At 67.4% G+C, this 23,466-nt stretch carries 22 protein-coding genes and 1 pseudogene; 19 read left to right on the top strand and 4 right to left on the bottom strand.

Going from position 1 to position 23,466, the window contains the following annotated elements; genetic code table 11:
* Window positions 1–258, bottom strand: a pseudogene (locus ACFOMP_RS16515) (class I poly(R)-hydroxyalkanoic acid synthase); the annotation flags it as partial.
* Between the two features lie 115 nt (window positions 259–373).
* Here ACFOMP_RS16515 and phaZ point away from each other — a divergent pair.
* Entirely contained in the window at window positions 374–1,717 is a 1,344-nt protein-coding gene (gene phaZ, locus ACFOMP_RS16510) for a polyhydroxyalkanoate depolymerase (protein WP_379032514.1), read from the top strand.
* Window positions 1,718–1,744: 27 nt separating this feature from the next.
* On the opposite strand, the gene ACFOMP_RS16505 is transcribed toward phaZ, so the two are convergent.
* On the bottom strand, window positions 1,745–2,491 hold the full coding sequence (locus ACFOMP_RS16505) for an alpha/beta hydrolase (RefSeq protein ID WP_379032511.1): 747 nt from the start codon (window positions 2,489–2,491) through the stop codon (window positions 1,745–1,747).
* A 166-nt stretch (window positions 2,492–2,657) separates the two neighbouring features.
* On the opposite strand from ACFOMP_RS16505, the gene thrS reads away from it, so the two are divergent.
* The 13 genes from thrS (at window position 2,658) to ACFOMP_RS16440 (ending at window position 17,008) form a co-directional block, all read left to right on the top strand.
* A complete protein-coding gene (gene thrS, locus ACFOMP_RS16500; protein ID WP_379032508.1) occupies window positions 2,658–4,604 on the top strand; it encodes a threonine--tRNA ligase in 1,947 nt (648 codons plus the stop codon).
* A gap of 225 nt (window positions 4,605–4,829) precedes the next feature.
* Entirely contained in the window at window positions 4,830–5,036 is a 207-nt protein-coding gene (locus ACFOMP_RS16495; protein ID WP_011747293.1) for a cold-shock protein, read from the top strand.
* 184 nt (window positions 5,037–5,220) lie between these two features.
* On the top strand, window positions 5,221–6,681 hold the full coding sequence (locus tag ACFOMP_RS16490; RefSeq protein ID WP_379032504.1) for a class I adenylate-forming enzyme family protein: 1,461 nt from the start codon (window positions 5,221–5,223) through the stop codon (window positions 6,679–6,681).
* Window positions 6,678–7,337, top strand: coding sequence for a DsbA family oxidoreductase (locus ACFOMP_RS16485; RefSeq protein ID WP_379032501.1), 660 nt, complete (start codon window positions 6,678–6,680; stop codon window positions 7,335–7,337). Before ACFOMP_RS16490 ends, ACFOMP_RS16485 begins: the two co-directional genes overlap by 4 nt.
* A gap of 167 nt (window positions 7,338–7,504) precedes the next feature.
* A complete protein-coding gene (locus ACFOMP_RS16480; RefSeq protein WP_289893582.1) occupies window positions 7,505–9,769 on the top strand; it encodes an adenosylcobalamin-dependent ribonucleoside-diphosphate reductase in 2,265 nt (754 codons plus the stop codon).
* A 634-nt stretch (window positions 9,770–10,403) separates the two neighbouring features.
* On the top strand, window positions 10,404–11,936 hold the full coding sequence (locus ACFOMP_RS16475; RefSeq protein ID WP_379032498.1) for an acyl-CoA carboxylase subunit beta: 1,533 nt from the start codon (window positions 10,404–10,406) through the stop codon (window positions 11,934–11,936).
* A 26-nt stretch (window positions 11,937–11,962) separates the two neighbouring features.
* Entirely contained in the window at window positions 11,963–12,628 is a 666-nt protein-coding gene (locus ACFOMP_RS16470; protein WP_379032496.1) for a DUF6497 family protein, read from the top strand.
* 193 nt (window positions 12,629–12,821) lie between these two features.
* Window positions 12,822–12,956 (top strand): hypothetical protein, encoded by a 135-nt coding sequence (locus tag ACFOMP_RS16465; protein WP_379032493.1) that lies wholly within the window; start codon window positions 12,822–12,824, stop codon window positions 12,954–12,956.
* A 93-nt stretch (window positions 12,957–13,049) separates the two neighbouring features.
* On the top strand, window positions 13,050–13,463 hold the full coding sequence (locus ACFOMP_RS16460; protein WP_289893604.1) for a hypothetical protein: 414 nt from the start codon (window positions 13,050–13,052) through the stop codon (window positions 13,461–13,463).
* 145 nt (window positions 13,464–13,608) lie between these two features.
* Window positions 13,609–13,848 carry a hypothetical protein gene (locus ACFOMP_RS16455; protein WP_199258365.1) on the top strand — a complete coding sequence of 80 codons (240 nt, stop codon included), beginning with the start codon at window positions 13,609–13,611 and terminating at the stop codon, window positions 13,846–13,848.
* A gap of 66 nt (window positions 13,849–13,914) precedes the next feature.
* Complete coding sequence (locus ACFOMP_RS16450) at window positions 13,915–14,142, top strand: hypothetical protein (RefSeq protein WP_289893605.1); 228 nt, start codon at window positions 13,915–13,917, stop codon at window positions 14,140–14,142.
* A 96-nt stretch (window positions 14,143–14,238) separates the two neighbouring features.
* Window positions 14,239–16,296, top strand: a complete 2,058-nt coding sequence (locus ACFOMP_RS16445) for an ATP-binding protein (RefSeq protein WP_379032488.1) — start codon at window positions 14,239–14,241, stop codon at window positions 16,294–16,296.
* Between the two features lie 49 nt (window positions 16,297–16,345).
* A complete protein-coding gene (locus tag ACFOMP_RS16440; protein ID WP_289893607.1) occupies window positions 16,346–17,008 on the top strand; it encodes a hypothetical protein in 663 nt (220 codons plus the stop codon).
* Here ACFOMP_RS16440 and ACFOMP_RS16435 read toward each other — a convergent pair.
* A complete protein-coding gene (locus ACFOMP_RS16435) occupies window positions 16,974–17,165 on the bottom strand; it encodes a hypothetical protein (RefSeq protein ID WP_289893608.1) in 192 nt (63 codons plus the stop codon). The two genes, ACFOMP_RS16440 and ACFOMP_RS16435, sit on opposite strands and share 35 nt — an antisense overlap.
* A 102-nt stretch (window positions 17,166–17,267) precedes the next feature.
* The gene (locus tag ACFOMP_RS16430; protein ID WP_379032484.1) at window positions 17,268–17,792 is read right to left on the bottom strand and encodes a DUF4174 domain-containing protein; all 525 of its coding nucleotides are present in this window, start codon (window positions 17,790–17,792) and stop codon (window positions 17,268–17,270) included.
* Window positions 17,793–17,849: 57 nt separating this feature from the next.
* Between ACFOMP_RS16430 and scpA the strand changes: the two genes are divergently transcribed.
* From scpA to ACFOMP_RS16405, 5 genes are all read left to right on the top strand, one after another.
* The gene (scpA, locus tag ACFOMP_RS16425; protein WP_379032481.1) at window positions 17,850–19,994 is read left to right on the top strand and encodes a methylmalonyl-CoA mutase; all 2,145 of its coding nucleotides are present in this window, start codon (window positions 17,850–17,852) and stop codon (window positions 19,992–19,994) included.
* 116 nt (window positions 19,995–20,110) lie between these two features.
* A complete protein-coding gene (locus ACFOMP_RS16420; protein ID WP_379032479.1) occupies window positions 20,111–20,599 on the top strand; it encodes a GNAT family N-acetyltransferase in 489 nt (162 codons plus the stop codon).
* 60 nt (window positions 20,600–20,659) lie between these two features.
* Window positions 20,660–21,484, top strand: coding sequence for a glycosyl transferase (locus ACFOMP_RS16415; protein ID WP_379032476.1), 825 nt, complete (start codon window positions 20,660–20,662; stop codon window positions 21,482–21,484).
* Entirely contained in the window at window positions 21,472–22,005 is a 534-nt protein-coding gene (locus ACFOMP_RS16410; protein ID WP_019352253.1) for a hypothetical protein, read from the top strand. The genes ACFOMP_RS16415 and ACFOMP_RS16410 overlap by 13 nt, the downstream gene beginning before the upstream one ends.
* Window positions 22,006–22,096: 91 nt before the next feature.
* Window positions 22,097–23,413 carry a homoserine dehydrogenase gene (locus ACFOMP_RS16405; protein WP_289893613.1) on the top strand — a complete coding sequence of 439 codons (1,317 nt, stop codon included), beginning with the start codon at window positions 22,097–22,099 and terminating at the stop codon, window positions 23,411–23,413.
* Window positions 23,414–23,466: the final 53 nt, after the last annotated feature.

The raw sequence follows: 23,466 nt of genomic DNA, 5'->3' as shown, positions 1-23,466 counted from the left end.
CGGGCCGGCGGCTGCGGCCGACCCCTTCGCCGGTTCCGCCGCAGGGCTCACGGGCTTGGCCGCCCGGCCGCGCGGCGCGGCGGATTTCGCGGCCGGCGCGGCGGCCGACTTGTCGGCGGCAGCGGGGACCGAATCGCCGGCGGGAGCGGCCGTTTTCGCCTCGGTCCGGGCTTTCGCCCTGCCGCCGCGGCCCCTGCCCGGTTTGTCCGCCGCCTGCGCTCCGGCGCCGGTCTCCGGCTTTTCGTCCTTGCCTGCCATAATTGACAATCCTCCCCTAACCGTAAAATCATTATGCCTAGCATAGAACGCAGGTAAAGCCGTGACCTCTTCCGTCCAGGCCAAATCCGGCGAACCCAACGGAGATCTGGTTACGATGGCGACTTACAAAGGGCTGAGGGGCATCATCTCCTATGATGCGATGGAGACGATCCGGAACACCAACGAATGGATGGGGGCGAGCGCGCGCGCCCTCGCCTCCTATCCCGCCTTTGCGATGATCCCCAATCCGCTGTTCAAGCTGATGTCGGCCTGGGGCCGCGTGACCGAGCGCAGCTTCTCGCGCATGGTGATCAAGCCGGACTGGGAAATCCCGCCGATCGTCTCCGAGGACGGTCAAGACCATATCGTCTATGTCGAGCCGGTGATCGAGCGGCCCTTCGGCGACCTGGTGCATTTCTGCGTCGCCCGGCGCGAGCCGATGGCCCGCAAGATCCTGCTGGTCGCCCCGATGTCCGGCCATTACGCCACCCTCCTTCGCACCACGGTGACATCACTGCTGCCCGATTGCGAAGTCTATGTGACGGATTGGCACAATGCCCGTGACATCCCGGTCAGCTGCGGCAAGTTCGACATTGAGGACTACACCCAGTATCTGGTCGACTTCATCCGCCATCTCGGCCCGGACGTGAACGTGATCGCCGTCTGCCAGCCGGCGCCGCTGGCGCTGGCCGCGACCGCCCTGCTCGCCGAGGAAGATCCCAAGGCCCAGCCTCGCTCGCTGATCCTGATCGGCGGCCCGATCGACCCCGACGCCGCCCGCACCGAGGTCACCGATTTCGGCAACCGCATCACCATGGGCGAGCTCGACTACCTGATGATCCAGCAGGTCGGCTTCAAGTATCGCGGCGCCGGGCGCATGGTCTATCCCGGCCTCGCCCAGCTCTCCTCTTTCATCGCCATGAATGCCGAGACCCATGCCAAGGCCTTCCTCGACAAGGTCTTCGCCGAGGCGCGCGGCCAGGCTTCCGAGGGCGACAAGCACAACACCTTCTACGACGAATACCTGGCGGTGATGGACATGACCGCCGAATTCTACCTCTCGACGGTCGAGCGCATCTTCAAGGAACGCGAGATCGCCCAGAACCGCTTCGCCGTGAACGGCAAGCCGGTGGACCTGGGCAAGATCAGCAATGTCGCGGTCATGACGGTCGAGGGCGCCAATGACGACATCTCGGCCCCCGGCCAGTGCGTCGCGGCGCTGGACCTGTGCACCGGCGTGCCGGCAAGCCGCAAGACCCAGCACCTGGAACCCGGCGCCGGCCATTACGGCATCTTCGCCGGCAAGAGCTGGCGGCTGAACATCCGCCCGCTGGTGCTCGACTTCATCGACGAACAGGTTCCCTCGGCTCCGCATCGCAAGCGCCGCCGCGGCGGCGCGGCGCCGGTCGATTGCGGCGCGATCAACCTCTCGGAACAGGATTCCAAGATCGCGGTCTGATCGCCCGGCAACCGGAGGCGGTCCGCCTCAGGTCGCCCGTGCCAGCACGTCCTCGACCGCCGCGCCGATCAGCGCCAGGCAATCGGGGGTCGAAAAGCGGTGATCGGCCCCCTTGACCAGCGCCAGCCGCATGTCTTCGCCCGCGGCATGGCCCAGCAGGTCCAGCGCCCAGGACATCGGCACATCGGCATCCGCCGTGCCCTGCAGGAAGCGTGCCGGGAAGGGCAGCGGCAGCGGCTGGTCCAGCACCAGATGCCCGCGCCCGTCCTCGATCAGCCGGCGGGTGATGACATAGGGATCGCCATAATCGCTCGGCTGCTCGACCCGGCCGCGCTCCAGCAGCGCCGCGCGCTCGGCATCCGAGAACCCGGCCCAATAACCGCGCTCGGTGAAATCCGGCGCCGCCGCCACGGTGACCAGCCCGGCCAGCCGCTCGGGCATGGTCCGTGCCAGCAGCAGGCCGATCCAGCCGCCCATCGAGGAACCGACCAGCACCTGCCGCCCCTCGGTCAGCCCGCGGATCGCGGCCATGGCATCGGCCAGCCAGTCGCCGACGCAACCCTCCTCGAAGGCGCCCGGGGATTCGCCATGCCCCGAATAGTCGAAGCGCAGGAAGGCCCGGCCCTGCGTCCGCGCCCAATCATCCAGCCACAGCGCCTTGGTGCCCTGCATGTCCGAGCGGAACCCGCCCAGGAACACCACGCCGGGCCCCCGGCCCTCGATCCGGTTATAGGCGATGCGCCGCCCCTGCGGCCCGTCCAGAAACTGCGTCATTTCTCCGTTTCCCAAATACCCTGCGGGGGAGTCGCGGAACGCGACGGGGGCGCAAAGCCCCCCCGCATCCCTAGCCGCATTGACAACGCCCGGCAATCGCGCCACACCCGCCCGACATACCCGCAACCGGGCGTTCCGTGGGCGCCAAACCGACGAGGAGGACTCCATGTCCCAGATCTCCCTGACTTTTCCCGATGGCAATGCGCGCGCCTATCCCGCCGGGGTCACGGCGGCCGAGGTCGCGGCCTCCATCGCCCCCAGCCTCGCGAAAAATGCCATCTCGGCCAGCCTCGATGGCCGGCATATCGACCTGCAATGGCCGATCACGGCCAGCGGCAAGATCGCCATCAACACCATGAAGGACAGCGAACCGGCGCTGGAGCTGATCCGCCACGACCTCGCCCATATCATGGCCCGCGCCGTGCAGGAGCTGTGGCCGGACGTCAAGGTCACCATCGGCCCGGTGCGCGATTACGGCTGGTTCTACGATTTCGACCGCGCCGAGCCCTTCACCCCCGAGGATCTGGGCGCCATCGAGGCGCGGATGAAGCAGATCATCGCCGCCCGCGATCCGGTCCGCACCGAGCTCTGGGACCGCGCCCGCGCGCTGGCCTATTACGAGGACCGCGGCGAGCCCTTCAAGGTCGAGCTGGTGAACCGCATCCCCGAGGGCGAGGATCTGCGGATGTATTGGCACGGCGACTGGCAGGATCTCTGCCGCGGCCCGCATCTGCAGCATACCGGCCAGGTGCCGGCCGACGCCTTCAAGCTGACGCATGTCGCCGGCGCCTATTGGCTGGGCGACGCCTCGCGGCCGATGCTGCAGCGCATCTACGGCGTGGCTTTCAGGAACCGCGACGACCTCAAGGCGCATCTGACCATGCTGGAGGAGGCCGCGAAACGCGACCACCGCAAGCTCGGCCGCGAAATGGAGCTGTTCCATTTCCAGGAGGAAGCGCCGGGCATGGTGTTCTGGCACCCGAACGGCTGGTCGATCTATCGCGAGCTGGAAGCCTATATGCGCCGCCGGCTGATCCGCGCCGATTACAAGGAAATCAAGACCCCGCAGGTCGTCGACCGGATCCTGTGGGAGAAGTCGGGGCACTGGGAAGCCTATCGCGAGAACATGTTCATCGTAGAGGTGGACGAGGAAGGCGCCAAGGAAAAGCGCGTCAACGCGCTGAAGCCGATGAATTGCCCCTGCCATGTCCAGGTCTATAATCAGGGCCTCAAATCCTATCGCGATCTGCCGCTGCGGCTGGCCGAATTCGGTTCCTGCCATCGCTACGAGCCCTCGGGCGCGATGCACGGGCTGATGCGGGTGCGCGGCTTCGTCCAGGACGACGCGCATATCTTCTGCACCGAGAACCAGATCGAGGCGGAATGCGCCGGCTTCATCGGGCTCTTGTCCTCGGTCTACAAGGATCTCGGCTTCGAGAAATTCGACATCAAGCTCTCGACCCGCCCCGAGGTGCGCGTCGGCTCGGACGAGATCTGGGACAAGGCCGAGGCGGCGCTGAAAGGCGCCATCGAGCATCTGGGCCTGCCCTATGAGGTCAATCCCGGCGACGGCGCCTTCTATGGCCCGAAGCTCGACTTCAAGCTGACCGACGCCATCGGCCGCGAATGGCAATGCGGCACCTTCCAATGCGACTTCAACCTGCCGCAGCGGCTCGAGGCGGAATATGTCGGCGAGGACGGGGCCAAGCACATGCCGGTCATGCTGCACCGCGCCGTGCTCGGCAGTTTCGAGCGCTTCATCGGCATCCTGATCGAGAACTATTCTGGCAAGCTGCCGCTCTGGTTGGCGCCGCGCCAGGTCGTGGTCGCCTCGATCGTCTCGGGCGCCGACGATTACGTGCATCGGGTGGTGGCCGCGCTGCGCGAAGCCGGGCTGCGGGCCGAGGCCGATACCCGCAACGAAAAGATCAACTACAAGGTCCGCGAGCATTCGGTCGGCAAGGTGCCGGTCATCATGGCCGTGGGTCTGAAGGAGGTCGAGGAGCGCAGCGTCTCGGTGCGCCGCCTCGACCGGCAGGGCAGCGAAAGCCTGGGGCTGGATCAGGCCATCCAGGCCCTTGTCGCCGAGGCCACGCCGCCCGATCTGCGCTGACGACGCAGATCAGCAAGAAGTTGCCCATGACACTGCGCGAGCTGACCGGGGGTCAATTTGCGCGGTGCATTATTGCTTGCGTTTTTTCGCGAATCGTTCATCCTCTCGTCCGCGTGAGCACGACTTTCTACCGCCTCCCTTCACGGGGCAGCCGGACTTGACGGGAAAGGGCTGCACGGCCCGGGCGCAATCTCGCCCCGGGAGACTTGAAGGAGAGACGGTAAAATGGCTACCGGCACCGTAAAATGGTTCAACGCCACCAAAGGCTATGGCTTCATCGCACCCGATGACGGCGGCAAGGACGTGTTCGTCCACATCTCGGCGGTCGAGCGCGCCGGCCTGACTGGCCTGAACGACAACCAGAAGATCGCCTACGAATTGCAATCCGGCCGCGACGGCCGCAGCTCGGCTTCGGATCTGAAGCTGCTCTGATTCGGCGGCACCCGGAATTTCGGAACCGGCCGGGCCGCAAGGCGCCGGCCGTTTTCATTGGGACGACTGCGTCTTCGTTGCGCCGATACCCTGGGGGAGTCGCGCAGCGACGGGGGCAAAGCCCCCTTCCCACCCGCGCCGCAAGCCTCTATCCCGAAACCCTGGACCGGGCGGAGGCGACGGAATGAATCTGGCCGAACATGTGCTGCAGGCGGGGCTGGCGGTGCCCGACAAGCTGGCCATGTCGGTGCTCGGCCTTGGCCGCGCCGATCGCTGGTCGCACGCCCGGCTGCGCCAGGCGGTGCTGGGCACCGCCACCGGCCTGCTGCGATCCGGCCTTGGGCCCGGCGACCGGCTGCTGATGCGGCTGGGCAACAATCCCGGCTTCCCGGTGACTTATCTCGGCGCCATCGCCGCCGGCATCGTGCCGGTCCCGACATCGCCGATGCTGACCGCGCCCGAGATCGGCAGGATCGCCGCCGCCATCCGCCCGGCGATGATCGTCGCCGATCAGGGCATCGCCCTGCCCGAGCACCCCGCCCCGGTGCTGTCCGCCGCCCGGCTCGCCGATTTCGCCACCCTGCCGCCGGCCGGCTTCGCGCAACGGGATCCCGACGACCTGGCCTATATCGTCTTCACCTCGGGCACCTCCGGACAGCCGCGCGCCGTCTGCCACGCGCATCGCGCCATCCTGGCCCGCGGGATGATGTTCGACGGCTGGTATGGGCTGACCGCGCAGGACCGGCTGCTGCATGCCGGCGCCTTCAACTGGACCTTCACGCTCGGCACCGGGCTCATGGACCCCTGGACCCTCGGCGCCACGGCGCTGATCCCGGCCGAGGGGGTGGCGCCCGAGCAGATCCCGCTGATCGCCAGCCGCCACGGCGCCACCATCCTTGCCGCCGCGCCCGGCGTCTTCCGTCGCATGCTGCGCGCCGACTGGCAGCCCTGGGCCGGGCTGCGCCATGGCCTCGCCGCCGGCGAAAGGCTCGATCCCGGCCTGCGCCGCGACTGGCAGGCGCGCACCGGCACCGACCTGCACGAGGCCATGGGCATGTCGGAATGTTCGACCTTCCTGTCCGGCAGCCCCGCCCGGCCGGCGCCCGAGGGCACCGCGGGCTTCCCGCAGCCCGGCCGCCGCATCGCCATCCTCGACGATGGCGGCGCACCGGGCCAGGGCCCCGGCATCCTGGCCGTGCACCGCTCGGATCCCGGCCTGTTCCTCGGCTATCTCGACCAGCCGGGGGAAACCGTCGCGCGTTTCCGGGACGAGTGGTTCCTGACCGGCGACCTGGCCGAGGTCACGCCCGAGGGCGCGATCCGCACTCTGGGCCGCGCCGACGACATGATGAATGCCGGCGGCTTCCGCGTCGCGCCGGGCGAGGTCGAGGACGCGCTTTCCACCCTGCCCGATGCCGGCGATGTCGCGGCCGCCGAACTTCCGGTCGGCCCCGGTTCCAGCATCATCGCCGCCTTCTGGACCGGCACCGCCACGGCCGAGACGATGCGGCAACAGGCCGAGGCGCGGCTGGCGCGCTACAAGCAGCCGCGCGAATACATCCGCCTGTCCGCCCTGCCCCGTACGCCGACGGGCAAGATCAACCGCCGCGCCCTGCGCGACGCCCATCGCAAGGACCAATCATGACCGAACCGCTGCCCGGCCAAGTCCGCCTCGACATCTTTGCCGACCCGGTCTGCCCCTGGTGCCTGATCGGCAAGGCCGAGCTGGACCGGGCGCTGGAAAGCCGCCCCGGCCACCCTTTCGCCATCACCTGGCAACCCTTCCGCCTGGATCCGCAGATGCCGCAGGCCGGGATGGATTACGTCGCCTATATGAAGATGAAATTCACCGACGAGAAGGGCATCATCGCCGCCATGAAGCCGGTGATGGAGGCCAGCGAGCGGCAGGGCCTGTGGATCAACCCCTCATTGATCGAGCGGATGCCGAACACGCTTGACGCCCACCGCTTGCTCTACTGGGCCGGGCTGGAGGGCGTGCAGACCCCGGTCATGTCCGGCCTGATGCGGGCGCATTGGCGCGAGGGCCGGAACATCTCGAACCCCGACGTGCTGGTCGAGATCGGCGAAAAGGCCGGCATGCAGGGCGCGATGATCCGCCGCCTGCTCGCCACGGCCGAGGATCGCGACCAGGTCGCCAGCCGCGAGCTGCATGCCCGGCAGCGCGGCATCAACTCGGTCCCGACCTTCATCGTCGCCGACGGCCATGTCGTCACCGGCGCCCAGCCGGCCAGCCTGTGGCAGAACGTCATCGACGAGCTGACCGGCGGTCAGGCCCAATAGGTTGCCCCCACAGGTTGCGCTGACCGCCCCGGGATCCTCAAGATCTGGAAATCGGCGCCGGTTTCGCCTATATTCCTATCTCTCATGTTTTTCCGACTCCAACCGGGCGGGCGCGGCTGTATAAGACCCGCTCGCCCCGATTCCGCCCCCAGCCAAGGACACCCGCCATGAGCCGATTCTCCGCCCCTATCGCCGAGCAGATCTGGGACATGAAGTATCGGCTCAAGAACGCCGAGGGGCAGCCGATCGACCTGTCGGTCGAGGACAGCTGGCGCCGCGTCGCCCGCGATCTGGCCCGCGTCGAGAAGGAGCCGGCGCTGTGGGAGGACCGCTTCTATGCCGCGCTCGAGGATTTCAAGTTCCTGCCCGCCGGCCGTATCCTGGCCGGGGCCGGCACCGGGCGCGAGGTGACGCTGTTCAACTGCTTCGTCATGGGCACCATTCCCGACAGCATGGCCGGCATCTTCGACATGCTGAAAGAGGCCGCGCTGACCATGCAGCAGGGCGGCGGCATCGGCTATGACTTCAGCACCATCCGCCCGCGCGGCGCCGAGGTGAAGGGCGTGGCCGCCGATGCCTCGGGGCCGCTGTCGTTCATGGATGTCTGGGACGCCATGTGCCGCACCATCATGTCGGCGGGCTCGCGCCGCGGCGCGATGATGGCGACGATGCGCTGCGACCATCCCGATATCGAGGCCTTCATCGAGGCCAAGCAGGACAGCGCCCGGCTGCGCATGTTCAACCTGTCGGTGCTGGTCACCGATGCCTTCATGCAGGCGGTCAAGGCGGATGCCGCATGGGATCTGCAATTCGACGGCAAGGTCTATCACACGGTCCAGGCCCGCGACCTGTGGAACCGCATCATGCGCGCGACCTATGACTATGCCGAGCCGGGCGTGATCTTCATCGACCGCATCAACCAGCAGAACAACCTGAACTATGCCGAGACCATCGCCGCGACCAATCCCTGCGGCGAACAGCCCCTGCCGCCCTATGGCGCCTGCCTGCTCGGCTCGGTCAACCTGGCCCGGCTGGTCGAGGCGCCCTTCACGGCCCAGGCCCGGCTGAACCCCGAGGCGCTGGACGAGCTGGTCCGCACCGCGGTGCGGATGATGGACAATGTCGTCGATGCCTCGCAATTCCCGCTGCCGCAGCAGGCGGCCGAGGCGCAGGCCAAGCGCCGCATCGGGCTGGGGGTCACCGGGCTGGCCGATGCGCTGCTGATGCTGGGCCTGCGCTATGGCGCTGCCGACGCGGTCGAGCAGACGCGGGTCTGGATGAAGGCCATCGCGCGCTCGGCCTATCTGGCCTCGGTCGATCTGGCCCGCGAAAAGGGCGCCTTCCCGCTGTTCGATGCAAAGAAATACCTGGCCTCGGGCTTCATGCAGCACATGGACGCGGATCTGCGCGCGGCGGTCGAGCAGCACGGCATCCGCAACGCGCTGCTGACCTCGATCGCGCCGACCGGCACGATCAGCCTTTACGCCGGCAATGTCAGCTCGGGCATCGAGCCGGTCTTCGCCTATGCCTATACCCGCAAGGTGCTGCAGAAGGACGGCTCGCGCACCGAGGAAGAGGTGGTGGATTACGCCGTGCAGATGTGGCGCGACCTTCATGGCGATGCGCCCCTGCCCGACTATTTCGTCAACGCCCAGACCCTGGCGCCGCTGGATCACGTCGCCATGCAGGCGGCGGCGCAGGACTGGGTGGACAGTTCGATCTCGAAGACCATCAACTGTCCCGAGGACATTTCCTTCGAGGATTTCAAGGATGTCTACCTGGCCGCCTGGGACAAGGGCTGCAAGGGCTGCACCACCTATCGCCCGAATGACGTGACCGGCTCGGTCCTGTCGGTCAGCGAAAAGGCCGAGGAGGCGCCGCAGGCCGACAAGGGCGCCGACGTGGTCTACCTGACCGAGCCGCTGGACCGCCCGGCGGCGCTGGAGGGCGCGACCTACAAGCTGAAATTCCCCGGCAGCGAGCACGCGATCTACATCACCATCAACGACATCGTGCAGGGCGGCCACCGCCGGCCGTTCGAGGTGTTCATCAACTCGAAGAACATGGAGCATTTTGCCTGGACCGTGGCGCTGACCCGGATGATCTCGGCGGTGTTCCGGCGCGGCGGCGACGTGTCTTTTGTGGTCGAGGAGTTGAAGGCGGTGTTCGATCCGCGCGGCGGCGCCTGGATCGAGGGGCGCTATGTGCCCTCGATCCTCGCCGCCATCGGCGGGGTGATCGAGCGTCACATGGTCGCCACCGGCTTTTTGGCCGGCGAGGGCATGGGCCTGAAATCCGATCCCCAGGCCGAGGTCATGGCGGTGGGCGAGCGCCCGCGCGGCCCGGCCTGCCCGGCCTGCGGCCAATATGGCATGCGCATGATCGAAGGCTGCATGACCTGCCCGTCCTGCGGTCATTCGAAATGCGGGTGACGGGCGGGCGGCTTCTTGTGCTGCCAGGCGTGAATTGAGCCCCGCGCGGTGTGTGGCTGCCGCGCGGCAGCCGAGAGCGGCCAGCGATGCTGGCCGAACCACGGCCGCCAGTGCATTGCCCTTTCTGGGCATCCTGCACCGTTTCCAACGAAAACCCCGCTCCGGGATGGAGCGGGGTCGGATTGGGGCCTGCGGGATGGTGGGTTAGTCCGCCCGCAGCGGAGAATCAAATGCCTTGGTACCAATATGTCCGAAGGATAGGATCGGAAACCGCCGGGCGATATTCGTAGATTTGCCTATCTCATGGGCCCCTGCCCTTACATCACCCCTCCCATCGCCACCCGTCGCGCATTCGGCTCGCAAGCGGCCTCAGGCTCGCCCGGTCTCGACCGGCCGGCTTGCCGCGTCGATCCGCGGCCTCGATCCGCCGGGCCGGCAGTTCCTCGACCGTCCCTCTGGGCGCCGCCCGGCCTGTGGCCATAGGCGCCCGAGACCGGCGATAACCGCAAAACGGCATTGCCTATTTTGCTATTTGCAGCGCGATGATCTAGCATAGTTTGCAAATATTCGCCTTTCCGCTTCCCGCCCGGACGGCAAGCCGATAGTTTGCCGCAAACCCCAAGGGAGACGGCTCATGAAGGACATCCTCGGCGAACTGGAATCGCGCCGCCGCGATGCGCGGCTGGGCGGCGGACAGCGGCGCATCGACGCCCAGCACGCCCGTGGCAAGCTGACCGCGCGCGAGCGGCTCGAGCTGCTGCTGGACGAGGGGTCGTTCGAGGAGTTCGACATGTTCGTCCGCCACCGCTCGACCGATTTCGGCATGGAGGAGGACCGCCCCTATGGCGACGGTGTCGTCACCGGCTGGGGCACGATCAACGGCCGCATGGTCTATGTGTTTTCGCAGGACTTCACCGTCTTCGGCGGCTCGCTGTCCGAGACCCATGCGCAGAAGATCTGCAAGATCATGGACATGGCGGTGCAGAATGGCGCCCCGGTGATCGGGCTGAACGATTCCGGCGGCGCGCGGATCCAGGAAGGCGTCGCCTCGCTGGCCGGCTATGCGGACGTGTTCCAGCGCAACGTCATGGCCTCGGGCGTGGTGCCGCAGATCAGTGTCATCATGGGGCCCTGCGCCGGCGGCGCGGTCTATAGCCCGGCGATGACCGACTTCATCTTCATGGTCAAGGACACGTCCTACATGTTCGTGACCGGCCCGGACGTCGTCAAGACGGTGACGAACGAGGTGGTGACGGCGGAACAGCTCGGCGGTGCCTCGACCCATACCAAGAAGTCCTCGGTCGCCGACGGCGCTTTCGAGAACGATGTCGAGGCCATGTCGGAGATCCGCCGGCTGGTGGATTTCCTGCCGCTGAACAACCGCGAGAAGGCCCCGACCCGGCCGTTCTTCGACGATCCGGCCCGCGTGGAATCAAGCCTGGACACGCTGATCCCCGACAACCCGAACCAGCCCTACGACATGAAAGAGCTGATCCTGAAGGTCTCGGACGAGGGCGATTTCTACGAGATCCAGAAGGATTTCGCCGCCAATATCATCACCGGCTTCATCCGCATCGAGGGCCAGACCGTGGGCGTGGTCGCCAACCAGCCGATGGTGCTGGCCGGTTGCCTCGACATCGACTCGAGCCGCAAGGCGGCCCGCTTCGTGCGCTTCTGCGACGCTTTCGAGATCCCGATCCTGACCTTCGTCGACGTGCCGGGCTTCCTGCCGGGCACCGGCCAGGAATATGGCGGCGTCATCAAGCACGGCGCGAAGCTGCTCTTTGCCTATGGCGAGGCCACCGTGCCCAAGGTCACCGTCATCACCCGCAAAGCCTATGGCGGCGCCTATGACGTCATGGCCTCCAAGCACCTGCGCGGCGATTTCAACTATGCCTGGCCCACCGCCGAGATCGCGGTGATGGGCGCCAAGGGTGCGGTCGAGATCCTGTATCGCAGCGAGCTGGGCGATGCCGAGAAGATCGCCGGCCGGACCAAGGATTACGAGGACCGCTTTGCGAACCCCTTCGTCGCCGCCGAAAAGGGCTTCATCGACGAGGTGATCCAGCCGCATTCGACCCGCCGCCGCGTGGCGCGCGCCTTCGCCTCGCTCCGGGGCAAGAAACTGTCGAATCCCTGGAAGAAGCACGACAACATCCCGCTGTAACCCGCAGCGGACCAAAGGGGGGAACGATGTCGAGACTCGCCGTGTTCGGCCTTGCGCTGTCATGTCCGGCCCTTGTCGCCGGGGTGACGCCGGCTGCCGGCGAGCCGGCCGAGATCGCGCTTCCCTCGGGCGCGACCGTCCTCTGGCAGGAGACCCGGCACGACAATTCCGCCGGCCAGGGCCTGACCTATCGCTTTCGCTTCGTCATGCCCGACCTGGCCGGCCGGGTGCCGGCGACCAGCGGCCCGGCCTCGGATTTCGATGCCGCCGGGTCGGGCGAGGATGAGGCCGGGCGTCCGCCGATCGACATCGACACCGAAACCGGCGAGGTCGTGGGCGCGCCGGCGGCCGCGGAGCCCGAGGCAGGGCTGATCGACCCGGCGCTGCCGGACGACCAGCCGGTCGAGGCGGATGCCGCCGAGGAAGCCGCCGACGCCCTGATCGACCAGCCGGTGCTGCCGGCCGCCCCGGACGTGCTGGCCCAGGATCCGGTGCATGACGACATCGTCTGGCTGTGCGAGCACTGGGTGCTGCCCCGGATCGCCAGTCCCGCGCCGCGTCCCAGCCAGATCATCATCAGCCTGGCGGATCGCAAGCTGGCCTTCGGCGCCTACGACCCCGAGGCGATCCAGCTTTTCGAGGCCTTCCGCCTGCCGCCCGACCGCGATGCCTGCGAATGGGAGCCGTGGTGATGCGCGCGATCCGGCCCGAACCTCCTGATGCAAGCCTGCCACAGACCCCGGCAGGCTCGGTCCCGGCCTTGCCGCGCGGCTGTCGGCCCCTGACGGCGCTGGCTATCATGCCGCCGCGGCCGTGTCTTGCTGCGGCCGAATCTCAACCGAGCAGTCGGGACAGAACCGTCCCGCCATACAGGAGCACGACCCCATGTCGAAGAAATTTGTTCTGGCCCTCGTCCTCGTCGGCCTCGCCGCGGCTTGCGCCAAGAAAGAGCCCGAAGTGGTTCCGGCCCCGGTCGTCCAGCCCGAGCCCGTGTTCCAGGGCAAATACGGCGCCAACTAAGCCGATTGCCGCGCGCGGGCTGCCAGGCGGCCCGCGCCAACCGCGCGCCGCCCTGCCCCCGCGCCGCGGTGCATCTTTTCAAGGGGGCATGACATGCTGAAGCATCGCGGCTTTCCGGGCCGCCTTCCCGGCACCGATTTCCAATTCACCATCCGTCGCGCCAACAAGAAGGGCGCCACGCCGCTGATCCGCCGCGAGCGGTTCCGCGACCGCAAGCCGGCCGACCGCCGTGCCGACATGGCCTTCCTGGCGGCGCTGATCGCGCATTTCGGCGAGGAACCGTTTCCGCGCGGCAATCTGGATGCCGGGCGCCTGTCCTGGCTGCTGGGCCGCGAGGTGGTCGCGGTCGGCAAGCTGGTTCCCACCGATTACGAACAGTTGCTGCGCGTCGACATGAAGCGCGCCGAGGCCGGATTCCCCGAGCTTTTCGCCGAGGAACCGCCCGAATTCGACTGGGACGAAGCCGGCTGGGACGACGAGGACTGGGACGAGGAGGCCGAGGATTGATGGCCTGCGGAGCGATGGGCGGAATGCCGCGTAGTCTTGTCTTTTCACACCGTTGTCAGTTTCTTCGGGGCATGGTGCGTGCAATATTATCTGCACCTCTATCATCCACGGCCCGGAAGCGGGTCCATAATACAGGCACAGAGCTATGCAAAAATCCGTCATCCTCCGACTCTCCGGCGTGGCGCTTATGGTCGCCGGCCTTGCGGCCTGCGACCAGGGCTATGGCGGCGGCATCTCGCCCGATGCGCAGCGCGCGGCGGGTGGCGCCCTGGCCGGGGCTGCGGTCGCCAAGATCATCGACGGTGACGTGGGGACCGGCGCGCTCATCGGTGCGGCTGGCGGCGCGCTCTGCGACGACGCCGGCGTCTGCCAGCAGCGCTACTAATCGCAACAGGGCTGCCGGCCCGGGGCACGCGCCCCGCGCCGCGGCCCGCATCCCGGAGCAAACGAGATGTCCAAGAAACTCGTTCTTGCGCTTGGCCTTGGCCTGTTCGGCCTGGCCGGCTGCACCCAAGGCATCAACCCGACCGACATGGACCGCGGCCTCATCGGCGCCGGCGTCGGTGCGACCGCTGCCTATGTCGGCGGCCATAACGTCGCCAAAGGCGCGGCCATCGGCGCTGCCGCCGGCGCGCTTTGCGACGACGTCCGCCTTTGCGAGCCAACCCGCCGCTACTAAGCCGCGCGGCGACGGCTCAATCCACTTTTCAAGCCGTCCCGGCATTGCGCCGGGGCGGCTTTTTCACGTCCGGGATCTGCCCCAAGGGAAAGAAGCATGTTCAAGAAAATCCTGATCGCCAACCGGGGCGAGATCGCCTGCCGGGTCATCAAGACCGCGAAAAAGATGGGCCTCCAGACCGTCGCCGTCTATTCCGACGCCGATCGCAACGCGCTGCATGTCAAGATGGCGGACGAGGCCATCCATATCGGCCCGCCGCCCGCGAACCAGTCCTATATCGTGATCGACAAGATCATGGAGGCGATCCGCCAGACCGGCGCCGAGGCGGTGCATCCCGGCTATGGTTTCCTGTCCGAGAACATGAAATTCGCCGAGGCGCTGGAGAAGGAGGGCGTCACCTTCGTCGGCCCGCCCTCGCCCGCCATCGAGGCGATGGGCGACAAGATCACCTCGAAGAAACTGGCGCAGGAAGCCGGGGTCAGCACGGTGCCGGGCTATATGGGCCTGATCGCCGATGCCGAGGAGGCGGTGAAGATCTCGGGCGAGATCGGCTATCCGGTGATGATCAAGGCCAGCGCCGGCGGCGGCGGCAAGGGCATGCGCATCGCCTGGAACGAGCAGGAAGCCCGCGAGGGTTTCGAATCCTCGAAGAACGAGGCGGCGAACAGCTTCGGCGACGACCGCATCTTCATCGAGAAATTCGTGACCCAGCCCCGGCATATCGAGATCCAGGTGCTGGCCGACAAGCACGGCAACTGCGTCTATCTGCACGAGCGCGAATGCTCGATCCAGCGCCGCAACCAGAAGGTGATCGAGGAAGCCCCCTCGCCCTTCCTCGACGAGGCGACCCGCAAGGCCATGGGCGAGCAGGCCTGCGCCTTGGCCAAGGCGGTGGGCTATACCTCGGCCGGCACGGTGGAATTCATCGTCGACGCGCAGAAGAACTTCTATTTCCTGGAGATGAACACCCGCCTGCAGGTCGAGCATCCGGTGACCGAACTCATCACCGGCATCGACCTGGTCGAGCAGATGATCCGCGTCGCCGCCGGCGAGCCCCTGCCCTTTACCCAGGCGGATCTGAAGATCAACGGCTGGGCCATCGAGAGCCGGCTTTACGCCGAAGACCCCTATCGCAACTTCCTGCCCTCGATCGGCCGGCTGACCCGCTATCGCCCGCCGGCCGAGACCGCCGCCGGCCCGCTGCAGGCGGCCGACAAATGGGTGCCCGCCCATCCCGGCGACCATCCGCCGGTCGCCGCCGCCGGGGTGCGCAACGATACCGGCGTCTACGAGGGCGGCGAGATCAGCATGTATTACGACCCGATGATCGCCAAGCTCTGCACCTGGGCGCCGAACCGGGCCGAGGCCATCGAGCAGATGCGCTTGGCGCTGGACGAGTTCGAGGTCGAGGGCATCGGCCACAACCTGCCCTTCCTGTCGGCGGTGATGGACCATCCCAAATTCGTCTCGGGAGACATCTCGACCGCCTTCATCGCCGAGGAATATCCCGAGGGCTTCCTGGGTGCGACCCTGCCCGAGGCCGAGATCACCCGCGTCGCCGCCTCGGCTGCGGCCATGCATCGCGTGGCCGAGATCCGGCGCGCCCGCATCTCGGGCCGGCTCGACAACCACGAGCGGCATGTCGGCGAGCATTGGGTCGTCTTCGTCGCCGGCAAGGAGATTCCGGTGCGCATCACCGCCGACCGTCAGGGTTCGACGGTGGAAATCGACGGGCGCAGGCTGCGCGTCGAAAGCGACTGGCTGCCCGGCCAGTCCCTGGCGCGGCTGTCGGTCGACGGCGAACCGCTGGTGATGAAGGTGGACCGGCTGCCCTCGGGCTTCCGGCTGCGGGTGCGCGGCGCGGACCTGAAAACCTATGTGCGCCGTCCGCGCGCCGCCGAACTGGCGCGGCTGATGCCCGAGAAACTGCCGCCGGACACCTCGAAATTCCTGCTCTGCCCGATGCCGGGCCTGGTCGTGCGGATCAATGTCGCGGCCGGTGACGAGGTGCAGGAGGGCCAGGCGCTGGCCACGGTCGAGGCGATGAAGATGGAGAACATCCTGCGCGCCGAGAAGAAGGCGGTGGTGAAATCCGTCAACGCCCAGCCGGGCGAAAGCCTCAAGGTCGATGACGTGATCATCGAATTCGAGTGACGGGAAACCGCCGGGCGCATCCGCGCGCCCGGCACAAGGATCGGGGATCATGCCGGTTTTCGACGACTATCTCAGCCCTCATGCGCAGCAGGCGGTGATCGCCGGGCTGTTCATTGCCGCGGGCTGGTGGGTCGTCGCTTTGCAGAACCGCCGGCGTGACGCCAAGCAGCGCGCCGAGCGGGTCGGCGATGTGCAGCGTGCGCTGCTGGCCGAGATCCGCGCCCATGTCGTGGCGCTGGAAGCGCAGCGGCTGGACGAGGACGAGGCGCGGCGGCTGCTGGACAGCCTGCGGGACAGCGGCCGGGTGCCGGTGATCCCGACCCAGGCCAACGACCGGATCTTCGCCGCCATCATCGACGAGGTGCATATCCTTCCGGCCTCGGTCATCGACCCGGTGGTGACCTATTACCGGCAGCTTTCGGTGATGGCGGCCTTTGCCGAGGCGATCCGCAATCAGGCCAGGAAGGACGCGGCCCGGGCGGTCGAGATGTTCGGGGATTACCTGGGACTGACCGAGGCGGCGCGCGAAACCGGACACGAGGCGATGCGGCTTTTGATGGCCAGCATCTTCGGCGGCGAACGTGCGGTTCAGGAATTGCTGGAGCAGGAAGAACAGGCGGGCGCCCGGCGCATCGCCGCCGCCCTGCCGGGCGAACTGGCGGACCTGCGCGACCGTCTCAGTAAGCGATCTTCGGACCGGAGCGGCCTTTGATGGGTTTCAGACCGACGATGATGGCCATCTCATTGGCGGTGCGGGCACGGGCCAGCCGTTCGGCCAGCGAAGCCGTGGCCGGACCCGGCTTGGGCTGGCCGGACACCGTCGCCGGGGCGGGTTCTTCCGTCGCGCGCAGCAAGGGCGATTTGGCCATCGGGCATCTCCTTGTCATCGGGCATCCGTGCTGCCCTGCCCCCAAGATAATGCCTGAACGGCCGTCCCGCAACGGAATCGCTGCGATTTTCGCAACCTTGCGTCACGGCAGCCCGGCCCGGCCGATCTCCTGCAGGCGCAGCGGGAACTTGTCGATGGCGCGGGTGATCTCGCGCACCGACCAGGGCACGGGCTTGCGCTGCTTGACCTGGCCGTCCTTGTCCATCAGCACCAGCGAGAATCCCTCGGGACGCAATCGCCGGCGCCAGAGGCTGGCCGCCGCCGGGTCGGTATCGGTCACCACCACCACGTCGCGCGCGATCAGCGGCGCCGGGTCGCGCTGCAGCGCCGCCAGCTGCTCGACGAAGGCGGGATCGGCGGCGGTGTCGGCAAAGACCACCACCGGCCGGGCTTGCCACAGGAATTCCGCCGGATCGGCCTCGGCCGCCGGCAGCACGGTCAGCTCGTGCGCCGCCGTGCCGGCCGGCGCGGCCGTGCCTTCGTTGCGCGCGGCGGGCACTTCGCCGCGGACATACGGGCGATGGCCGTCGGCCTCGCCCTCGGGCCTTGGACCCATCGCTGCGATCAGCGGCACCACCGCCAGAAAAATCAACCGTTTCAGTTTCATCGTCCCCTCTGCTCTCTCTTCATATAAGAGCCGAGGCGCCATGGGAAAGGATGCAAGATGACCGAAAGCACGAAAGCCGCACTGGAAGAATGGCGCCGGCTCGCCAGCAAGGAGCTCAAGGGGGCCGATCCGGACAGCCTGATCTGGCACACCCTGGAGGAGATAGAGGTCAAGCCGCTTTATACCCAGGCGGATGTGCAGAACCTGCCGCATCTGGGCAGCCTGCCCGGAATCGAGCCCTATACCCGCGGCCCGCGCGCCACCATGTATGCCGGCCGGCCCTGGACCATCCGGCAATATGCCGGGTTTTCCACCGCCGAGGAATCGAATGCCTTCTATCGCAAGGCGCTGGCCGCCGGGCAGCAGGGCGTCTCGGTCGCCTTCGACCTGGCCACGCATCGCGGCTATGACAGCGACCATCCCCGCGTCGAGGGCGATGTGGGCAAGGCCGGCGTCGCCATCGACAGCGTCGAGGACATGAAGATCCTGTTCGACGGCATTCCGCTGGATAAAGTTTCCGTGTCCATGACCATGAACGGCGCCGTGATCCCGATCCTGGCCAATTTCATCGTCACCGGCGAGGAACAGGGCCATTCCCGCGCCGTGCTGTCCGGGACCATCCAGAACGACATCCTCAAGGAGTTCATGGTCCGCAACACCTATATCTATCCGCCCGAGCCCTCGATGCGGATCATCGCGGACATCATCGAATACACCTCGAGCGAGATGCCCAAGTTCAACTCGATCTCGATTTCCGGCTATCACATGCAGGAGGCGGGCGCGAACCTGGTCCAGGAGCTGGCCTATACCCTGGCCGACGGCCGCGAATATGTCCGCGCCGCGCTGAAGACCGGCATGGACGTGGACCAGTTCGCCGGGCGGCTCAGCTTTTTCTTCGCCATCGGCATGAATTTCTTCATGGAGGCGGCCAAGCTGCGCGCCGCGCGGCTGCTGTGGACGCGGATCATGAAGGAATTCGACCCGAAGAAGCCGGGCAGCCTGATGCTGCGCACGCATTGCCAGACCTCGGGCGTGTCCTTGCAGGAGCAGGATCCCTACAACAACGTGGTGCGCACCGCCTATGAGGCGATGGCGGCGGCCCTGGGCGGCACGCAGTCGCTGCACACCAACGCGCTGGACGAGGCCATCGCGCTGCCGACCGAATTCTCGGCCCGCATCGCCCGCAACACCCAGTTGATCCTGCAGGAGGAGACCGGCATCACCCATGTCGTCGATCCGCTGGCCGGCAGCTATTACGTCGAGAGCCTGACCCACGAACTGGCCGAGAAGGCCTGGGCGCTGATCGAGGAGGTCGAGGCGATGGGCGGCATGACCAAGGCCGTCGCCTCGGGCATGCCCAAGCTGCGCATCGAGGAAAGCGCCGCCCGCCGCCAGGCCATGATCGACCGCGGCGACGAGGTGGTCGTGGGCGTGAACAAGTACCGGCTGGCCAAGGAAGAGCCGATCGACATCCTCGACATCGACAACATGAAGGTGCGCGAGGCGCAGATCGCCCGGCTGCAGGCGATGCGCGCGGCGCGGGACGAGGCGCAATGCCAGGCGGCGCTGGACGAGCTGACGCGCCGGGCGAAGGAAGGCGGCAACCTGCTCGAGGCGGCGGTCGAAGCCGCGCGCGCCCGGGCCAGCGTGGGAGAGATCAGCATGGCGATGGAGAAGGAATTCGGCCGCCACCGGGCCGAGGTCAAGACCCTGGCCGGCGTCTATGGCGCCGCCTATGAGGGCGACGACGATTTCGCGCGCATCCAGCGCGATGTCGAGACCTTCGCCGAACAGGAGGGCCGCCGGCCGCGCATGCTGGTGGTCAAGATGGGCCAGGACGGCCATGACCGCGGCGCCAAGGTGATCGCCACCGCCTTCGCCGATATCGGCTTCGACGTCGATGTCGGGCCGCTGTTCCAGACCCCCGAGGAAGCCGCGCAGGACGCCATCGACAACGACGTGCATGTCGTGGGGATCTCGTCCCAGGCGGCCGGGCACAAGACCCTGGCGCCGAAGCTGATCGCGGCGCTGAAGGACCAGGGCGCCGGCGACATCATCGTGATCTGCGGCGGCGTGATCCCGCAGCAGGATTACGATTTCCTGAAAAAGGCCGGGGTGAAGGCGATCTTCGGGCCGGGAACCAATATTCCGTCGGCGGCGCGCAACATCCTGGATCTGATCCGCGAGGCGCGGGCGGCCTAGGGGGCCGCCGGCAACGGCGGCTGTTGCCGGCGCCGTCGCATGGGTATTTGTGCAACGGTGAGATGACCGGCCGCCGCGCGAGAGATCGGGCGGCGGCTTCCAACCGGAGCAAGCCCATGATCATCCGACCTGCCGAGGATCGCGACCTGACCGCCATTCTGGATTTCTGGAATCCGCTGATCCGCGAGACCACGGTGACCTTCTCCAGCGAGGAGAAGACCGCCGAGGGTCTGGCGGGAATGATCGCCGCGCGCCGGGCGGCGGGGCGCGAATTCCTGGTCGCCGAGGCCGGTGGCGCGGTGCTGGGACTGGTGAGCTACGACCAGTTCCGCTCTGGCAACGGCTATGCGCATTGCATGGAGCATACGGTGATCCTGTCCGCTGCCGCGCGCGGGCGCGGGGTGGGCCGGGCGCTGATGGCCGCGGTCGAGGGCCATGCCCGCGCCGGCGGCGCGCATAGCATGATCGCCGGGGTCTCGGCCGAGAACGAGGCCGCCGTCGCCTTCCACCGCGCCATCGGCTACCGGCAGGTCGGGCAGGTGCCGCAGGCGGGGCGCAAGTTCGGCCGCTGGCTGGACCTGGTGCTGCTGCAAAAGATCCTCTGAGCCCGGCTTGCCTGTTTCCGGGCGCTGTGAAAAACTCGCCCCCGGAAACGCGAGGGCGGGATGAACGACGGGCGCAACGGCACGGTCAAGCAGATTATCTGCATCAAATGGGGCACGAAATTCGGCCCGGAATTCGTCAATCGCCTGCACGGGATGGTGGCGCGCAACATCACGCCGCCGTTCCGGCTTTACTGCTTCACCGATGACGGCGCCGGGCTGCATCCCGACATCGCCGTGCGGCCGCTGCCCGAATTCGACTACCAGGCGCCGGTCAACACCAAGGGCAAATGGCCGAAATCCCGGCTTTGGGGCGATCTGGGCGACGTGCAGGGCGTGGTGCTGTTTCTGGACCTGGACGTGATCGTGACCGGCAGCCTCGACGATTTCTTCGCCTATGGCGAGCCGGACGACACCGTGCTGGGGCTGAACCCGAACACGCCGTTGGAGAAGATGGGCCAGACCTCGGTCTACCGGATGCGCGTCGGCAAGCTGAAACCCTTGCAGGAGATCTTTCGCGCCGATCCGCAGGCCGCCGCCGACAAGTTCCGCTATGAGCAGCGCTTCGTCACCCGCAACGCGCCGGGCGGCGTGAAGTTCTGGCCCAAGGGCTGGCTGGCGCATTTCCGCATGCATTGCGTGCCGAACTTTCCGCTGAACTATCTGCGCCCGGCGCGCGTCCCTGACGGCACCCGCATCGTGATCTTTCCCGGCGATCTGAACCCGCCCGACGCCATCCTGGGCCGCTGGAGCGACAAGGACCAGCATCGCGCGCCGCTGGACCATCTGCGCGCCGCCTTCGACGGCCGCCGGCGCGAAAGCCTGTCGAAGCACTTGCGCCATTACCTGCTTCCCGTCGGCTGGGTCGGCGAGCTATGGCGAGAATAGGCGCGCCGCCCGAGACGCATTACACCCTGCCGCCGGATTTCGCCGCCGCGCTGGGACAATGCGTGGCGAATCTCGGCTGGCTCGAGGAGATCATCAAGCGCGCCATCTATGCGCTGGAGCGCGCCCGGCTGGCCGACGACCTGACCGAGGAGGAGCTGCAAAGCTGGCTGACCCGCATGGGCGCCATCGCCGACGATTCCATGGGCACGCTGATCGAGCAGCTCGACGCCGCCATGCGCCGCTATCCGGGGCTGCGCGACCGCAACCGCATTACCGACCGGCTTTACGAGATCCGGCAGCATCGCAATCTGCTTTGCCATGCCTCGTGGCGGCCGACCGAGGACAAGCTCCGCTGGCATCCGGCTTTCGTCAATACCCGCGGTGAGGTGCAGCGCCAGCCGCTGGGCGTTCCCGACCTCAACGCCATCAGCGAGGCCACGGTCGAAATGGGCGTGCGAGTGATGCGGGTGATGCGTGCCACCGGCGTTCCCGGCTACTGGGCGGGCGACGACGAAGCCTGAACCCCAGCCCGAGTCCCGCCCGGCATCCATGCGCGTTGCAACGTGCCGCACCATCCGCTAACACCGCTTCGTCCATAGATAAGAGTTTCATATGTCCGCCCAGAACCAGGGGCAAAACGCCTCTCCGCTTCGTCTCGGCATCGCTGGTCTCGGGACGGTCGGCACCGGCACCGTCAAGATCATCCAGAAACACGCCGCCCTGCTTGGGCTTCGCGCCGGCCGGCCGATCGCCGTCACCGCCGTCAGCGCCCGCGACCGGATGAAGAACCGCGACGTGGACCTGTCGGGCTATGCCTGGGAGGAGGACGCCCGTGCCCTGGCGCTGCGCGAGGATGTCGACGTCTTCGTCGAGCTGATCGGCGGCGAGGAGGGCATCGCCCGCGAGGCGGTGACCGCCGCGCTGCGCGCCGGCAAGGACGTGGTGACCGCCAACAAGGCGCTGCTGGCGATCCACGGCCAGGAACTGGCCGAGCTGGCCGAGGCCAATGGCCGGGTGATCCGCTTCGAAGCCGCCGTGGCCGGCGGCATCCCGGTGATCAAGGCGATGACCGAGTCGCTTTCCGGCAACGAGATCCGTCGCGTCATGGGGGTGATGAACGGCACCTGCAACTATATCCTGACCCGCATGGAAAGCGCCGGCCTGCCCTATGAGACGGTGTTCGAGGAGGCGCGGCAACTCGGCTATCTGGAGGCCGACCCGACGCTGGACGTGGGCGGCATCGACGCCAGCCACAAGCTGGCGATCCTTTCGGCCATCGCCTTCGGCACCAGGCCCAGTTTCGACGCGGTCGAGATCGAGGGCATCGAGCGGGTCAGCATCGACGACATCCGCCGCGCCGCCGACATGGGCTATCGCATCAAGCTGCTGGGCGTGGCGCAGATGACCGGGCGCGGGCTGGAACAGCGCATGTCGCCCTGCCTGGTGCCGGCCGACAGCCCGCTGGGCCAGTTGCAGGGCGGCACCAACATGGTGGTGATCGAGGGCGACTCGGTCGGCCAGATCGTCTTGCGCGGCGCCGGCGCCGGCGAGGGTCCGACGGCCAGCGCCGTCATGTCCGACGTGGTCGAGATCGCGCGCGGCGTGCGCATGCCCAGCTTTGGCCAGCCGGCCGAGACGCTGGCCAGCCCGCAGCCGGCGCGCACGGCGGTTCCAGCGGCCTATTACATCCGCCTGCAGCTGACCGACAAGCCCGGCGCGCTGGCCAAGGTGGCCTCGGTGCTGGGCGACAGCGGCATCTCGATCGACCGGATGCGGCAATACGGCCATTCCCGGACCGAGGGCGTGGCGCCGGTGCTGATCGTCACCCACAAGACCACGCCCGAGGCCATCGACCATGCCATCGAGGCCCTGCCCCGCACCGGCGTCATCGCCGGCGAGCCGGTCGAGCTGCGGATCGAGGAGGTCTGAACCGGGCCGCGGCGGCGCCCTGCCGCGCGGCCGGGTTCGGGTATTTTTGCAAC

Origin of the sequence: Paracoccus simplex (assembly GCF_042648325.1) — a bacterium.
Classification (GTDB): Bacteria; Pseudomonadota; Alphaproteobacteria; order Rhodobacterales; family Rhodobacteraceae; genus Paracoccus; species Paracoccus simplex.
Note: the sequence above shows the minus strand (reverse complement) of the source record. Positions and strands in the feature narration are given on the sequence as shown.

What these genes read in the sequence shown, in the direction of transcription:
- phaZ (WP_379032514.1), top strand. Translation starts at nt 374, where the DNA reads ATGGCGACTTACAAAGGGCTGAGGGGCATCATCTCCTATGATGCGATG.
- ACFOMP_RS16505 (WP_379032511.1), bottom strand. Translation starts at nt 2,491, where the DNA reads ATGACGCAGTTTCTGGACGGGCCGCAGGGGCGGCGCATCGCCTATAAC.
- thrS (WP_379032508.1), top strand. Translation starts at nt 2,658, where the DNA reads ATGTCCCAGATCTCCCTGACTTTTCCCGATGGCAATGCGCGCGCCTAT.
- ACFOMP_RS16495 (WP_011747293.1), top strand. Translation starts at nt 4,830, where the DNA reads ATGGCTACCGGCACCGTAAAATGGTTCAACGCCACCAAAGGCTATGGC.
- ACFOMP_RS16490 (WP_379032504.1), top strand. Translation starts at nt 5,221, where the DNA reads ATGAATCTGGCCGAACATGTGCTGCAGGCGGGGCTGGCGGTGCCCGAC.
- ACFOMP_RS16485 (WP_379032501.1), top strand. Translation starts at nt 6,678, where the DNA reads ATGACCGAACCGCTGCCCGGCCAAGTCCGCCTCGACATCTTTGCCGAC.
- ACFOMP_RS16480 (WP_289893582.1), top strand. Translation starts at nt 7,505, where the DNA reads ATGAGCCGATTCTCCGCCCCTATCGCCGAGCAGATCTGGGACATGAAG.
- ACFOMP_RS16475 (WP_379032498.1), top strand. Translation starts at nt 10,404, where the DNA reads ATGAAGGACATCCTCGGCGAACTGGAATCGCGCCGCCGCGATGCGCGG.
- ACFOMP_RS16470 (WP_379032496.1), top strand. Translation starts at nt 11,963, where the DNA reads ATGTCGAGACTCGCCGTGTTCGGCCTTGCGCTGTCATGTCCGGCCCTT.
- ACFOMP_RS16465 (WP_379032493.1), top strand. Translation starts at nt 12,822, where the DNA reads ATGTCGAAGAAATTTGTTCTGGCCCTCGTCCTCGTCGGCCTCGCCGCG.
- ACFOMP_RS16460 (WP_289893604.1), top strand. Translation starts at nt 13,050, where the DNA reads ATGCTGAAGCATCGCGGCTTTCCGGGCCGCCTTCCCGGCACCGATTTC.
- ACFOMP_RS16455 (WP_199258365.1), top strand. Translation starts at nt 13,609, where the DNA reads ATGCAAAAATCCGTCATCCTCCGACTCTCCGGCGTGGCGCTTATGGTC.
- ACFOMP_RS16450 (WP_289893605.1), top strand. Translation starts at nt 13,915, where the DNA reads ATGTCCAAGAAACTCGTTCTTGCGCTTGGCCTTGGCCTGTTCGGCCTG.
- ACFOMP_RS16445 (WP_379032488.1), top strand. Translation starts at nt 14,239, where the DNA reads ATGTTCAAGAAAATCCTGATCGCCAACCGGGGCGAGATCGCCTGCCGG.
- ACFOMP_RS16440 (WP_289893607.1), top strand. Translation starts at nt 16,346, where the DNA reads ATGCCGGTTTTCGACGACTATCTCAGCCCTCATGCGCAGCAGGCGGTG.
- ACFOMP_RS16435 (WP_289893608.1), bottom strand. Translation starts at nt 17,165, where the DNA reads ATGGCCAAATCGCCCTTGCTGCGCGCGACGGAAGAACCCGCCCCGGCG.
- ACFOMP_RS16430 (WP_379032484.1), bottom strand. Translation starts at nt 17,792, where the DNA reads ATGAAACTGAAACGGTTGATTTTTCTGGCGGTGGTGCCGCTGATCGCA.
- scpA (WP_379032481.1), top strand. Translation starts at nt 17,850, where the DNA reads ATGACCGAAAGCACGAAAGCCGCACTGGAAGAATGGCGCCGGCTCGCC.
- ACFOMP_RS16420 (WP_379032479.1), top strand. Translation starts at nt 20,111, where the DNA reads ATGATCATCCGACCTGCCGAGGATCGCGACCTGACCGCCATTCTGGAT.
- ACFOMP_RS16415 (WP_379032476.1), top strand. Translation starts at nt 20,660, where the DNA reads ATGAACGACGGGCGCAACGGCACGGTCAAGCAGATTATCTGCATCAAA.
- ACFOMP_RS16410 (WP_019352253.1), top strand. Translation starts at nt 21,472, where the DNA reads ATGGCGAGAATAGGCGCGCCGCCCGAGACGCATTACACCCTGCCGCCG.
- ACFOMP_RS16405 (WP_289893613.1), top strand. Translation starts at nt 22,097, where the DNA reads ATGTCCGCCCAGAACCAGGGGCAAAACGCCTCTCCGCTTCGTCTCGGC.